At 68.2% G+C, this 13,847-nt stretch carries 10 protein-coding genes; 6 read left to right on the top strand and 4 right to left on the bottom strand.

Annotated elements, in window-relative coordinates:
- The first annotated feature begins 2 nt into the window (after positions 1-2).
- The 3 genes from JK358_RS00435 (at position 3) to JK358_RS00425 (ending at position 2,440) form a co-directional block, all read left to right on the top strand.
- A complete protein-coding gene (locus JK358_RS00435) occupies positions 3-1,217 on the top strand; it encodes an O-succinylhomoserine sulfhydrylase (RefSeq protein ID WP_201941969.1) in 1,215 nt (404 codons plus the stop codon).
- A gap of 150 nt (positions 1,218-1,367) precedes the next feature.
- Positions 1,368-1,997, top strand: coding sequence for a type 1 glutamine amidotransferase family protein (locus JK358_RS00430; RefSeq protein ID WP_201941966.1), 630 nt, complete (start codon positions 1,368-1,370; stop codon positions 1,995-1,997).
- Positions 1,994-2,440, top strand: coding sequence for a MarR family winged helix-turn-helix transcriptional regulator (locus JK358_RS00425; RefSeq protein WP_201941963.1), 447 nt, complete (start codon positions 1,994-1,996; stop codon positions 2,438-2,440). Before JK358_RS00430 ends, JK358_RS00425 begins: the two co-directional genes overlap by 4 nt.
- A 99-nt stretch (positions 2,441-2,539) precedes the next feature.
- Here JK358_RS00425 and JK358_RS00420 read toward each other — a convergent pair whose 3' ends face one another.
- Positions 2,540-3,298, bottom strand: a complete 759-nt coding sequence (locus JK358_RS00420; RefSeq protein WP_232850614.1) for an HAD-IIA family hydrolase — start codon at positions 3,296-3,298, stop codon at positions 2,540-2,542.
- 197 nt (positions 3,299-3,495) lie between these two features.
- Between JK358_RS00420 and fgd the strand changes: the two genes are divergently transcribed.
- Positions 3,496-4,503 carry a glucose-6-phosphate dehydrogenase (coenzyme-F420) gene (fgd, locus tag JK358_RS00415; protein ID WP_201941957.1) on the top strand — a complete coding sequence of 336 codons (1,008 nt, stop codon included), beginning with the start codon at positions 3,496-3,498 and terminating at the stop codon, positions 4,501-4,503.
- On the opposite strand, the gene JK358_RS00410 is transcribed toward fgd, so the two are convergent.
- Positions 4,504-6,402, bottom strand: coding sequence for an ABC transporter ATP-binding protein/permease (locus tag JK358_RS00410; protein WP_201941954.1), 1,899 nt, complete (start codon positions 6,400-6,402; stop codon positions 4,504-4,506).
- Positions 6,403-6,502: 100 nt separating this feature from the next.
- Between JK358_RS00410 and pta the strand changes: the two genes are divergently transcribed.
- Together pta and JK358_RS00400 are read left to right on the top strand one after the other, a co-directional pair.
- The gene (gene pta, locus JK358_RS00405; RefSeq protein ID WP_201941951.1) at positions 6,503-8,584 is read left to right on the top strand and encodes a phosphate acetyltransferase; all 2,082 of its coding nucleotides are present in this window, start codon (positions 6,503-6,505) and stop codon (positions 8,582-8,584) included.
- On the top strand, positions 8,581-9,777 hold the full coding sequence (locus JK358_RS00400) for an acetate kinase (protein WP_201941947.1): 1,197 nt from the start codon (positions 8,581-8,583) through the stop codon (positions 9,775-9,777). The genes pta and JK358_RS00400 overlap by 4 nt, the downstream gene beginning before the upstream one ends.
- Before the next feature lie 340 nt (positions 9,778-10,117).
- Here JK358_RS00400 and JK358_RS00395 read toward each other — a convergent pair whose 3' ends face one another.
- Positions 10,118-12,751 (bottom strand): serine/threonine-protein kinase, encoded by a 2,634-nt coding sequence (locus tag JK358_RS00395; RefSeq protein WP_201941944.1) that lies wholly within the window; start codon positions 12,749-12,751, stop codon positions 10,118-10,120.
- A gap of 2 nt (positions 12,752-12,753) precedes the next feature.
- Positions 12,754-13,761: a glutamate ABC transporter substrate-binding protein gene (locus JK358_RS00390; RefSeq protein WP_201941941.1), complete on the bottom strand. Its 1,008-nt coding sequence runs from the start codon at positions 13,759-13,761 to the stop codon at positions 12,754-12,756.
- Positions 13,762-13,847: the final 86 nt, after the last annotated feature.

Raw genomic sequence — 13,847 nt, 5'->3', positions numbered from 1 at the left:
TCGTGATCACTGGTGGCGCATTCGACAAGCCGCTGCCCGAGGGTGTCGGCCCGGCCACGCTCGGCGTGCGCGGCGGTGTGCGGCGTTCCGGTTTCGAGGAGACCTCGGAGGCGCTGTTCCTGTCCTCCGGGTTCGTCTACGAGAGCGCCGAGGCCGCGGAAGCCTCCTTCACCGGCGATATCGAGCATTTCGTCTACTCCCGCTACGGCAATCCCACGGTCGCCATGTTCGAGGAGCGGCTGCGCCTGATCGACGGCGCGGAAGCGGCCTTCGCGACAGCGTCGGGCATGTCCGCGGTGTTCACCGCACTGGGCGCGCTGCTCGGCGCGGGCGACCGGCTGGTCGCCGCCCGCAGCCTGTTCGGTTCCTGCTTCGTGGTGTGCAACGAGATCCTGCCGCGCTGGGGCGTGGAAACGGTTTTCGTCGACGGCGAAGACCTGGATCAGTGGGAAGAGGCGCTGTCGGTGCCCACCCAGGCCGTCTTCTTCGAGACCCCCTCGAACCCCATGCAGTCGCTGGTGGATGTCCGCCGCGTCACCGAACTCGCGCACGCCGCGGGCGCGAAGGTGGTGCTGGACAACGTTTTCGCCACCCCGCTGCTGCAGCGCGGTTTCGAACTGGGCGCGGATGTCCTCGTCTACTCCGGCACCAAGCACATCGACGGCCAGGGCCGCGTGCTCGGCGGTGCGATCCTCGGCTCGCAGGAGTACATCGACGGCCCGGTGAAAAACCTGATGCGCCACACGGGTCCGGCCCTGAGCCCCTTCAATGCCTGGACCCTGCTCAAGGGCCTGGAGACCATGCCCCTGCGCGTCCGTCAGTCCAACGCCTCGGCGCTGCGCATCGCCGAGTTCCTGGAGCAGCACCCGGCCGTGGCCTGGGTGAAGTACCCGTTCCTGAAGTCGCACCCGCAGTACGACCTGGCTCAGGCGCAGATGTCCGGCGGCGGCACCGTGGTCACCTTCGAGCTGAAAGCCCCTGAGGGCGAAGGCAAGAAGCGCGCCTTCGAGGTGCTCAACGGTCTGCGCATCATCGACATCTCCAACAATCTCGGTGACGCCAAGACCCTGATCACCCACCCCGCCACCACCACCCATCGTGCGATGGGCCCGGAAGGCCGTGCGGCCGTGGGCATCACCGACGGCGTCGTCCGAATCTCGGTCGGCCTGGAGGACATCGAGGATCTCCTCGGCGACCTCGAACACGCCCTGAGCTGATTTCGCTCGATCCGTAAGCCCCGGCGACCACGGCCTGATCGGCCCGGTCTCCGGGGTTTTCGCATGTCCTGACCTGCATGTACGCATCTTTGACAGGATGCTGTCAGAAAAGTATTGACAGTGTGCTGTCAAAGATGACAGAATACTGTCATGACCACGAAGACAGTGCACATGGCCGTTTACAACACCTTCGCCGACTGGGAGGTCGGGCACGCCACCGCCCACATCAACCGGCCGCTGTGGCATCGGGAGCCGGGCAACTGGCGGGTTGTCACCGTCGGGCTGAGCGCGGAGCCGGTCGTTTCGGCGGGCGGTATGCGGGTGGTACCGGATGTCGTGCTGAGCGAACTGTCGCCTGCCGACAGCGCCATGCTGATCCTGCCGGGCGCGGACACCTGGGAGAGCGGCGAATTGAAGGCGTTCGCGGAGAAGGCGGGCGAGTTCCTCGCGGCCGGGGTGCCGGTGGCGGCGATCTGCGGGGCCACGTTCGGGCTGGCGTCGGCGGGGCTGCTGGACGCGCGGCCGCACACCAGCAACGACCCGAATTACCTTGGTTTCAGCGGGTATTCGGGCGGCGAGCACTACGTGACCGAGCCCGCGGTGCGGGACGGGGATCTGATCACCGCCACGGGAACGCGGCCGGTGGATTTCGCGCGAGAGATCTTCGCGCGCTTGGACGTCTACGAGCCGCACATCCTGGAGGCGTGGTACCGGCTCTACGGTGAGAACGATCCGGCCGGGTTCTACGCGCTGGCCGAATACGAAGAGTCGCGGGCATGACGCGGTCCGAACAGGATCTGTTCAGCGAGGCCGCCATCACCTCGTTCAAGCTGAACGGCCAATTCCTCGCCATCGCAGAGGAATTGGCCCGTCCGGCCGGGATCACCGCCGCGTGGTGGCAGGTGCTGGGCGCGGTGCTGCGCGAGCCGCTGCCGGTGGCCGGGATCGCGCGCGCGATGGGTATCACCCGGCAGAGCGTGCAGCGCATCGCGGATCTGCTGGTGGACAAGGGACTTGCCGAGTATCGGCCGAATCCCGCCCACCGCCGCGCCAAGCTCGTGGCCGTCACCGACGCCGGATACGAAGCGGTGCGGCGCATCGACCCGCAGCATGCCGAGGTCTCGGCCAAGCTCGCCGCCGAACTCGGCCTCGAACAATTCGCGCAGATCGTCGAGTCGCTGACGAGGCTCTCGGCCGCGCTGGAGGCGATCGAAGTGCGGTAGCCCACTGGTCATCCCAGCGTGCTTTGGCTGGGATCCACAGCGGCTGTGTGGATTCCGGCCAAAAGCACGCCCGGAATGACGAGGTGGCTCCGTCGAGGGTCAGAGGTCGAACGGTGCCCGGGTGTGGCCGACCAGGTCCGCCACCGAGTCGATGGTCAGGGTGGGGCGGAAGGGGAAGTTCTCGGCGGTGGTGCGGCCGGAGATGCCCGAGGTGACCAGGATGGTGCGCAGGCCCGCTTCCAGACCGGAGATGACGTCGGTGTCCATGCGGTCGCCGATCATGACGGTGGACTGGGAGTGCGCGCCGATGCGGCGCAGGGCCGAGCGCATCATGAGCGGGTTGGGTTTGCCGACGTAGTAGGGCTCGCGGCCGGTGGCACGGGTGATGAGGGCGGCGACCGAGCCGGTGGCGGGCAGGATGCCTTCGCGCGACGGGCCGGTGGCGTCGGGGTTGGTGGCGATGAAGCGCGCGCCCGCGGTGATCAGCCGGATGGCGGTGGTGATGGCTTCGAAGGAGTACGTGCGGGTTTCGCCGAGGACCACGTAGTCGGGGTCGCTGTCGGTGAGCACGTAGCCGATCTCGTGCAGCGCGGTGGTGAGGCCGGATTCGCCTACGACATAGGCGGTTCCGCCGGGTCGCTGGTCGTTGAGGAAGGTAGCGGTCGCCAGCGCCGAGGTCCAGATGGATTCGACGGGGATGTCGAGTCCGGTGTGCCGCAGGCGGGCCTGCAGGTCGCGGGCGGTGTAGATGGAGTTGTTGGTGAGCACCAGGAACGGGATGTCGTTGGTGCGCAGTTCGGCGAGGAATTTGTCGGCGCCCGGGATCAGGTGGTTCTCGTGCACCAGCACGCCATCCATGTCGGTCAGATACGAGAGGATCGGCTCATTGGTGTTGGTCACGGTGTCCGAGTCTAGTTTGCTGTCGCGTGGCTCGTGGGTGTGTGAACCCATCCGGTCGGTTCTGTATGCGACCCCCACCACACCCGCCCGCGCTTCGGGCATATGGTGCGAAGTAGTACGACACAAGCGCAGAACAGGCGACAGGAGTGGCGCAGGTGAAGGACCTCAAGCTCGGATACAAGGCGTCGGCGGAACAGTTCGGTCCCCGCGAACTGGTGGAGATCGCGGTGCTGGCCGAGGAACACGGCATGGACAGCGCCACCGTGAGCGACCACTTCCAGCCCTGGCGGCACAACGGCGGCCACGCCCCGTTCTCGCTGGCCTGGATGGCCGCGGTGGGCGAGCGCACGCAGCGCATCCAGCTCGGCACCTCGGTGCTGACCCCGACCTTCCGCTACAACCCGGCGGTCATCGCCCAGGCCTTCGCGACCATGGGCTGCCTGTACCCCGAGCGCATCATGCTCGGCGTCGGCACCGGCGAGGCGCTGAACGAGATCGCCACCGGCTACCAGGGCGAATGGCCGGAGTTCAAGGAGCGTTTCGCGCGCCTGCGCGAATCCGTGGACCTCATGCGCGCCCTGTGGACCGGCGACCGCGTGGACTTCGACGGCCAGTACTACAAGACCGTCGGCGCTTCCATCTACGACGTCCCGAAGGGCGGCATCCCGGTCTACATCGCCGCGGGCGGCCCGCTGGTGGCCCGCTACGCCGGACGCGCCGGTGACGGTTTCATCTGCACCTCCGGCAAGGGCATGGACCTCTACACCGAGAAGCTCATGCCCGCCGTGGCCGAGGGCGCGGCCAAGGTCGGCCGCACCGTCGACGATATCGACCGCATGATCGAGATCAAGATCTCCTACGACACCGATCCCGAACTGGCGCTGGAGAATACGCGCTTCTGGGCCCCGCTGTCGCTGACCGCCGAGCAGAAGCACTCCATCACCGACCCGATCGAGATGGAGGCCGCCGCCGACGCCCTGCCCATCGAGCAGATCGCCAAGCGCTGGATCGTGGCGAGCGACCCGGATCAGGCCGTCGAGCAGATCAAGCAGTACACCGACGCGGGCCTGAACCACCTCGTGTTCCACGCGCCCGGCCACGACCAGAAGCGGTTCCTGGAGCTGTTCGAGCGGGACCTCGCGCCCCGCCTGCGCGCGCTCTGATCACGCCGAAACCCGCAGGGGCGTCAGCGTCCACGCGCCCGCGCCTTCCAATTGGAGGCGCTGGGTGTGATGCCGATCCACCGTGCTGCGATGCGCCACGCTGACCAGCACGGTGTCCGGCGATTGCGTGCGCACCAGGTGGTAGAGGGTGTACTCGAGACCCTCGTCCACCGACGAGGTGGCCTCGTCGAGGAAGGCCAGCTTGGGTTTCAGCAGCAGGATGCGGGCGAACCCGACGCGCTGCTGTTCACCCGGGGAAAGCGTTGACGCCCAATCGGTTTCCTCGTCCAGCCGGTCGGCGAGGTGGCCGAGGTTGACCTCGAGCAGGATCGCCCGCACCGTGTCGTCGTCCTGGGCGCCGGCGGCCCCCGGATAGGCGATGGCGCTGCGCAGATCCCCCAGCGGCAGATACGGTCGCTGCGACAGGAACAGGGTGTCGTTCCCGAGCGGTCGTCGCACGGATCCCGTTGTATAAGGCCACAATTCGCCGATGCTGCGGAGCAGCGTGGTTTTGCCGACACCGGAATCGCCCTTGATCACGAGTGCGTCCCCGGGTTCCAGCCGCAGTGCCAGATCGTCGACGAGCACTGTCCCATCCGGCTTGCACACCCGCACCGCTTCGAGTTCCAGGCCCTCGGTGACCGAATCCGTTGCCAGGGCAGGCAATTCCCGCGCCTTGTGATCGGCCTCCCGCAGCCCGTCGAGTCGGATGAGCGTGGCCCGGTAGTAGGTGAACGCCGCATACGACATCTGCGGCATCGACAGCGCGTTCTGCACCTGCGTGAACGCGCTCGTGGCCTGCTGCAGGTCGCCGAGGGTCGTGGTGCCGGCGAACACGCGCGGCCCGAGCAGCAGGACGGTGAAGATGCCGCCCACCTGCTGCGTCACCAGATTCCAGCCGAAGAAGCGCAGCAGCCGGTACACCCGCGCCCAGGCATTGGCGATGACCGCCGAGAACCGCAGGTTGAGCCCGCTGCGCTCCTGTCGCTCCCCGTTGTAGAAGGCCACGTTCTCGGCGTTCTCGCGCAGCCGCACGAGCGCGAACCGGTAGTCGGCGGACCGCCGCTGGAACAGGAAGTTCAGTTTGATCAGCGGATTCGCCACCCAGAACGCGACCACGGTGGCCAGTGCGATCCAGATGAACGCCGCGAACACCAGCGCCTTGGGCACGGTCGTGCCGAACACGTCCAGCGGCCCGGACAGCCGCCACAGGATCGGTGTGAACGACACCAGCGTGAGCCCGCTGCCGATCACGCCGTTGGCGCTGACCGAGTACGGGCCGATCGACCCGCCGAAGATCAGCGCGTACGACCCCTCGACGAAGTCGTACACGTCCTGCTGGATGCGCTGGTCGGCATTGTCGATGCTCTTGTCGATGAACCGGGTCCGGTAGTACGCCTTACCGGCCATCCAGTCGTCGAGGTAGCGCGTGTTCAGCCAAGTCCACCAATGGATTTGGAAGGCCTGCTGCAGCCAGTAGCTGACCACGCCCATGGTGACGGTGATGGTGGACAGGATCCCGAATACGGTGAGCGCCCGCCAGAACAGCTCGCGTGCGTGCGCGGTGTCCGGTCCCGCGCCGCCGTCCACGAGCGCCTGCACGCCGAACTGCAGCGAGGTGAACAGGTCGTTGTACACGTAGGTGACCAGCACCGTCATCCGCACGCTGTACACGGCCAGCAGCAGCACCACCGCGAACAGTCCCCACGCGGGCCAGCTCTGCCGTCCGGTGAAGTAGCCGCCCGTGATGCGCCAGAACATCCGCCCCCACTCGGTGAACCGGACGAGTGCGGCGGTGCCCGCGAGGAAGATGACCGCGGTGATGGCGAAGGCCTTGGCGATCCACCAGAGGCTGCGCAGCGCCTCGTGTCCCCAATCGAGTCCGGAGGCTCCGATCATGCCGGGAGCCTATGGCAGACGCCCGGCGAACCCTGTGATGAAACGCGCATCGGTGAGCTGCGCGCAGTGGGACGTTTGTCCTGTCGGTACGCTTTCGATCATGGCTGCCACCCCGGTTTCCAGCGTGTACATCGCGTCCTCAGAGGGCGACACCGGCAAGTCGACGGTGGCGCTCGGCGTCCTTCAGATGCTGGCCGCCACCACCCCGCGGGTCGGCGTGTTCCGGCCCATAACCCGCTCGGCCACCGAGCGCGACTACATCCTGGAACTGCTGCTGGAGCATTCCACCGCGGATGTGGACTACGACCAGGCCATCGGCGTCAACTACGAACAGGTGCACGCCGATCCGGACGCGGCCATCAGCGAGATCGTGATGCGGTACCACGACATGGCCAAGCACTGCGATGCCGTGCTGATCCTGGGCAGCGACTACACCGATGTCGCCAGCCCGAGCGAGCTGCGCTACAACGCGCGCATCGCCGTGAACCTGGGCGCGCCGGTGTTGCTGGTGGTGCGCGGGGCCGGGCGTTCGCCCAATGACCTGAGCCATCTGGTCGAGCTGTGCGCCAACGAACTCAACGCCGAACACGCCAAGCTGGTGGCCGTCATCGCCAACCGCTGCGAACCCGCCCTGCTGGACGAGGACGCCGACGCATTGAAGGTGGGCGGTGTTCCGGCGTGGGCGCTGCCCGAGGTGCCGCTGCTCACCGCGCCCACCATGGAGGAGCTGTGCCAGGCCATCCACGGTGACATCTACAGCGGCGACCCGGAACTCATGCAGCGCGAGGCGCTCGAGGTGATCGTCGGGTCCATGACCATCGAGCACATTCTGGAACGCCTGGGCGAGGGCATGGCCGTCATCACGCCCGGCGACCGCTCGGACGTGCTGCTGGCGCTGGTGAATGCCCATGAGGCGGCGGGTTTTCCGTCGCTGGCGGGCATCATCATGAACGGCGGTATGCGGCCGAAGCCGACCATCGAGCGGTTGATGGAGGGGTTGAAGCCGAAGCTGCCGATCCTGTCCACCAACCTCGGCACCTTCGAGACGGCGAAGGCCGTGTCGCGCACCCGGGGCCGGGTGTCGCTGTCGAGTATCCGCAAGGTGGATACCGCGCTCGCTCTCATGGAGGAGCGGGTGGACGCGCGAGAACTGCTGCGGCAGATCGAAGTTCCCATTCCGAGCGTGGTCACGCCGCAGATGTTCGAGTACCAGCTGATCGAGCGCGCGCGCAACGATCGCAAGCGCATCGTGCTGCCTGAGGGCGACGACGACCGTATTCTGCGGGCCGCCGGACGCGTGCTGCAGCGCAAGATCGCGGATCTCACCATCCTGGGTGACGAGGCCGCCGTGCGCGGTCGCGCCGCCGAACTCGGCGTCAACATCGACGCCGCCGAGGTGCTCGATCCCCGAACCTGCCCGCTGCGTGACGAATTCGCCGAAGAGTACGCGCGGCTGCGCGCCCACAAGGGCATGACGGTCGACCGGGCCCGCGAATTCATGGCCGACATCTCGTATTTCGGCACCATGATGGTGCAGATGGGCGTCGCGGACGGCATGGTGTCGGGTGCGGCGCACACCACCGCGCACACCATCCGGCCGTCCTTCGAGATCATCAAGACCGAGCCCGGTGTCTCCACGGTGTCGAGCGTGTTCCTCATGTGCCTCGCGGATCGTGTTCTGGTGTACGGCGATTGCGCCGTCGTACCGGATCCGACCTCGGAGCAGCTGGCCGATATCGCCATCTCCTCGGCGCGCACCGCCGCCCAGTTCGGCATCGATCAGCGAGTGGCCATGCTGTCCTACTCGACCGGCGAATCCGGGTCCGGCGCGGACGTGGACAAGGTGCGCACCGCCACCAAACTGGTGCACGAGCGGGCGCCGGAACTGCTGGTGGAGGGGCCGATTCAGTACGACGCCGCGATCGAGCCGACGGTGGCGAGCACCAAGCTGCCCAATTCCGAAGTGGCGGGCAAAGCGACGGTGTTCATCTTCCCGGACCTGAATACGGGTAACAACACCTACAAGGCGGTGCAGCGCAGCGCCGGTGCGGTCGCCATCGGCCCGGTGCTGCAGGGCCTGCGCAAGCCGGTCAACGACCTGTCGCGGGGCGCGCTGGTCGCCGACATCGTGAACACCGTGGCCATCACCGCCATTCAGGCGCAGCAGGAGGCGAAGTCGTGAAGGTTCTGGTGATCAACTCGGGATCATCGTCGATCAAATATCAGCTGCTGGACGCGGATTCGGCGGAGGTCGTGGCCTCCGGCGTGGTGCAGCGCATCGGCGAACCCGTCGGCGACGGCTCGCCCACCATCGAGCACAAGTGCGGCGGAACGACTTTCACGCACGACGGCGCGGTGCCCGATCACGCCACGGGCCTGCGGCTGGTGTTCGACCTGTTCACCTCCAGCGGACACGATCTGGCCGACGAGAACCTGGGCGCGGTCGGGCACCGGGTGGTGCACGGCGGCGAGGTGTTCTACGAGCCGACGCTCATCACCGACGCGGTCGTCGAGACCATCTCGGATCTGTCCTCCCTTGCGCCGCTGCACAATCCGGCGAACGTGGTGGGCATCGAGAGCGCTCGCGCGCTGCTGCCCGACATCCCGCAGGTGGCGGTGTTCGACACCGCGTTCTTCCATCACCTGCCGGATGCCGCGAAGACCTATGCGATCGACGCGAAAGTCGCTGCCGCGCACGGCGTCCGCAAGTACGGCTTCCACGGCACCTCGCACGACTACGTGTCCGGGCGGGTGGCGGAGTTCCTGGGGCGCGATCGCTCCGAACTGAATCAGATCGTGCTGCACCTGGGCAACGGCGCGTCCGCCTCCGCCATTCGCGGTGGCCGCGCGGTGGACACCACCATGGGGCTCACCCCGCTGGAGGGCCTGGTCATGGGTACCCGCTCGGGAGATCTGGACCCCGGCATCCTGTTCCATCTCATCCGCACCGCCGATATGAACGTCGACGACGTCGACGCGCTGCTCAACCGCAACTCCGGAATCAAGGGCATCTCCGGTGTGAACGACTTCCGCGAGCTCGGCAGCCTCATCGAAACCGGTGACGGTGCGGCACAACTCGCCTTCGACGTGTACATCCACCGCCTGCGCCGCTACCTCGGCGCGTACCTGGTGGAACTGGGCCGGGTGGACGCCATCACCTTCACCGCCGGGGTCGGCGAGAACGACGCCAAGGTCCGCGCCGCGGCCCTGAAAGACCTGGAGCGCTTCGGCATTCAGGTGGATCCGGCTCGCAACACCGCGAAAGACCGCTCCGCGCGCCGCATCTCACCCGACGACTCCGAGGTGGCCGTCCTGGTGGTCCCCACCAACGAGGAGCTCGCCATCGCCCGCGCCTCGGCCGCCCTGGTGGGCTGAGCAGCCTTCACGAAAACATCACGATCACTCGGGCATCGTGTTCCCCGGGCCAGTTCCTCCGGTCCACCGAAACCCGTGTCGCGATACGCACAGCTGTGGTTGGGGCTGACCTTCCCTCGCCGGTCCCGCAGGCATTTCGGCTGCCCCTGAATGCCTCCACAGCCGCGGCACGGGTTTTTGTGTGCTGTATTTGATTGCCTCCGCTTCGCTGCGGCGGGTTCGCGGCCCTGTTACCTCGATTCTTCCCTCCTCCGCTCCTCCGCTTCGCTCCCCCGCTCCGTCAGTCCAGAATCGAGGCGGGTCGCGAACACCCAGTCGTGCACTGGTGATGGTGGCTTGGTTAGAACCAGGTTTTGGCGCGGACGGCGTTGGCCAGGTCGACCAAGGCGTAGCGGTGCGTGCGGTCGGGAGCCGAACGGGCCAGGCCGCGCAGGCCGATTTCGATGCCGTGCCGGATGTCGCGGTCGGTGAAGGGCGCGCCGAAGATCTCGGCGGAGGCCGTTTTCGGGGTGTTCCCCGCCTGCAGCCAGCCCAGGGCGGAGCCGAGAACCAGGACGCGGAGCTGGGCGGCGCGGGTCTCGCCGGGCGGCAGCGTCTGCACGCGGGCGGCGGCCAGGTGGAGGGTGGATTCGTCGAGTTCGGCGACCGGGGCCTGGTTGAGCAGCATGAGGATGGCGGTCATGCGGGCCTCGGAGTAGTGGCGGGAGGCCGGGGGCACCTCGTCGAGAGCGTGCACCGCGGCGGTGGTGTCGTGCGCTGCGGCCAGCTGGCGGGCCAGGCCGAAGGCGGCGCTGACCACGCCGCGGTCGGTGCGCCAGACGGTGGCGTAGTAGTTCTCGGCGTAGCCGCGCCACTGTTCGGGATCGGGTGAATCCCAGTAGCGCAGAATGAGTTCCGCGGTGGCGGCGAGGGCGAGTTTGGGCGCGATCTCGCCGGGGACGCAGCCCAGCACGGCGTCGAAGCGGGTGAAGGCGCGTTCGTATTCGTGCTCCAGGAGTTCGGTCATGCCGAGGTACCAGTCTATGCGCCAGTCCGGGGCGGGCGGTTCCGGGCCGTCGGTGCGGCGCTCCAGCATCACGCGCGCGGCGGCCGGTTCGTCCAGATCGAGGTGGGCGCGGGCTTCGGCCAGGATCACCTCGAGTTCGAAAGTCTCCGGCGCACCACCGGGTTCGGCCGCGGCGCGCTGGCGGGCGTGGCGGAGCTCGTCCAGGACGTGGCGGGGTTCGGGGTGGGCGGCGCCGGCCAGCAGCGGCGCGGACGGGTCGGCCGAGTCGATGATCGGGACCGGCAGCGCGGCCACCACCGCGCGCGGATCCAGCAGGGTGTCGCGGGCGATGCCGTCGATGAGGCCGTCGGTCTGCGCGACCAGTTCCTCGGTGCCGAAGCTGGTGCGCGGCGGGCTGAAAAGTGTTGAGAGCTGCGGATGTTCGTTGCCCGTCTCCACGGCCAGCACCTCGCGCAGAACGCCGGTGAGCTGGTTGGCGAAGAAGCGCGCGGTGGGGAAGCGGCGGTCCGGATCCGGGTCGGTGGCGGTGAGCAGCAGGCGGTGGAAGAACTCGTGCCGCGCCAGCACCGGCTGGGCGGCCGGGTCCGGGATGCCGTCGACGTACGCGCCGCGTTCCATCGGCATGTCGAGGGTCAGCACCGCGAGGGTGCGGCCGACGGTGTAGATGTCGGAGGCGATGGTGGGGCCGGTGCGGGCGACCTCCGGGGCCTGAAATCCCCTGGTGCCGTACAGATTTCCGTATGCTTCGAACTGGGCGACCGCGCCGAGGTCGATGAGCTCGACGCGGTCGGCGGTCACCATGATGTTGTCGGGTTTGAGATCGTTGTAGGCCAGCTCCACCGAGTGCAGGTACTCCAGGGCGGGCAGGATCTCGAGCATGTAGGCGATGGCCTCGGTGACGGGCATGCGCTCGGGACGCGGGTAGTGGTCCAGCATTTCGCGCAGCGAGTGCCCGCCGACGTACTCCATCACGATGTAGCCGATGGGTGTGCCGTCCGGTCCGGGATGCTCCACGAAATTGTGGATCTTCACGATGCTCGGATGGACCACCTCGGCGAGGAACTGCCGCTCCGCCAGCGCGACCGCCTGCGCCTCGGCGTCACCGGCGTGGAGCAGGCCCTTGAGCACCACCCACCGGTCGCTCACATTCCGGTCGACGGCCAGGTAGATCCAGCCCAGCCCGCCGTGCGCGATACAGCCCTGGATCTCGTACTGCCCCGCCACCTGATCGCCCGGCGACAGTGATGGCCGGAAATCGTAAGGCGCACCGCAGGTTTCGCAGACGCCGGTGGTGCTGGCCGCCCGCGTCGCCGTGGCCCGCCCCACCGGCTTCCCGCAGCGCCAGCAGAACCGCCGCCCCTCCGACACCACCGGATCGACCAGCACGGCCTGCTCCGGATCCACCGGCTCCACCGTCGGAATCGACACCAGCCCGGCTCCCAGCCGTCGCACCAGCGCGCGCGACCGCGCCATCCGCGCGGTCCGCTGTGACGGGCGGGTGGGCGTGCCGGGCTCGGAACCCGAACCGCCCCCGGCGGTTTCCTCTCGACCGGCTGCCCCCGCATGCGGAACCCATTCGCGCGGAAGCGATCCGGTGTCCCCGAGCGCCTCGCCGCGCGGCAGCCGCCCGGTGCCCTCCGCGGCCTGGTCGCGCAGGAAAGGTTGCGTGCCACCGTCATCCGGCTGCCGGGTGAAGTACGCCGTGGCATCACCCGATTCCGGGCGGACCTGGTACGCCGTCGCGTCGTTGCTCGGCGGTGGTGCGGCGCGGTAGAACGAGGTCGTCGGTTCCGGGCGGGTGTGGTCGGCGGGCTTTACCCGCTGGGTGGCCGGGCTCGCGTCGCCGAAGTCCGGCGTTTCCCGGAACCAGGCCGAAGTAGCCTCGGGCGCAGGGGGATTCGCGGGCGGCTCGGCCTGCTCGTCGGGGTCCGCGGTCCGGCGCGGCTCCGGGTCGGAGTCTCGGTTCATGGTCAGTCCTGGTACCTGGCTGGTGGCGGGACGGCGGCGCCGAGGGCGGCGGCCAGCCACCGCTGGTAGAGGCGGTTCCAGGTGCCGTCGGTGCGGATGCGTTCGAGCACCCCGTTGACGAAGCGGACCAGATTGTCGGAGCCCTGGGAGATTCCGATGCCGTACTGCTCGTTGCTGAGGTTGGGGCCGACCACCTCGGTCAGCGGATCCTGCACGGCCAGGCCCGCCAGCACGGCGTCGTCGGTGCTGACCGCGTCGACCTGCCGCTGCTGCAGCACCACCAGGCAGTCCGCCCAACTGGGGACGGTGAGAATCGAGGCGGCGGGCTGTTCGCGCCGGATGCGGTCCAGGGAGGTGGTGCCGCGCACCACGCACACCCGCTTGCCCGCCAGATCCGCGAGCCCGGTGATGCCGGAGTCGCGCACGGTCAGCACCCGCTGATGCGCCTCCAGGTAGGGGGTGGAGAACGTAACCCGTTGCCGCCGTTCACAGGTGATGGTCATGGTCTTCACGACCACGTCGACGGTGCGCTCCTGCAGCGCGCGCTCCCGGTCCGCGGAGCCGAGGATCCGGTACTCGATGGCGTCCGGATTGCCGAGCAGATCGCGGGCGATCTCCTTGGCGATGTCCACGTCGAATCCGGCGAGCGTGCCGGTGATCGGATCGCGGAAGCTGAACAGATTACTGCCGGGGTCGAGACCGACGATCAGACGTCCGCGCGCCTTGATCGCGTCGAGTTCGGCTCCGCTGCGACTCCCGTCGGGGCGCAGGCTGGCGGTCGGATCCGAGCAGGTGGGAGCTTCCGGCGGCAGCGACGAATGCGTCTGCGCCGCAATGGCTCCCGAGGGTAGCGGCGGTTCGATGTAGCTGGGCACCCGGGTGGACGGCGCGGGCGGCGGCGAGGTGTCGCCGCATCCGGCGCTCAGCGTCACCGCCAGAACCGCCAGCGCCGCCGGTAGCAGGCGTCTGCGGAGCGGCCTGCGCGCCGTCGGGCGAGAGCCGCCGCTCATCCACGGTGCGGAGTCCGCAAACGGCTTCGGTCGAGAGCCGCCGCGTGTCCACGGTGCGGAGTCCGCACCCGGCTTCGGGCGAGAGC

The organism is Nocardia acididurans, assembly GCF_016741815.1.
In the GTDB taxonomy this organism is placed as follows: domain Bacteria; phylum Actinomycetota; class Actinomycetes; order Mycobacteriales; family Mycobacteriaceae; genus Nocardia; species Nocardia acididurans.
This window is presented reverse-complemented; position numbering and strand designations above follow the sequence as displayed.

What these genes read in the sequence shown, in the direction of transcription:
- JK358_RS00430 (WP_201941966.1), top strand. Translation starts at nt 1,368, where the DNA reads ATGACCACGAAGACAGTGCACATGGCCGTTTACAACACCTTCGCCGAC.
- JK358_RS00425 (WP_201941963.1), top strand. Translation starts at nt 1,994, where the DNA reads ATGACGCGGTCCGAACAGGATCTGTTCAGCGAGGCCGCCATCACCTCG.
- JK358_RS00420 (WP_232850614.1), bottom strand. Translation starts at nt 3,298, where the DNA reads ATGGATGGCGTGCTGGTGCACGAGAACCACCTGATCCCGGGCGCCGAC.
- JK358_RS00410 (WP_201941954.1), bottom strand. Translation starts at nt 6,402, where the DNA reads ATGATCGGAGCCTCCGGACTCGATTGGGGACACGAGGCGCTGCGCAGC.
- pta (WP_201941951.1), top strand. Translation starts at nt 6,503, where the DNA reads ATGGCTGCCACCCCGGTTTCCAGCGTGTACATCGCGTCCTCAGAGGGC.
- JK358_RS00395 (WP_201941944.1), bottom strand. Translation starts at nt 12,751, where the DNA reads ATGAACCGAGACTCCGACCCGGAGCCGCGCCGGACCGCGGACCCCGAC.
- JK358_RS00390 (WP_201941941.1), bottom strand. Translation starts at nt 13,761, where the DNA reads ATGAGCGGCGGCTCTCGCCCGACGGCGCGCAGGCCGCTCCGCAGACGC.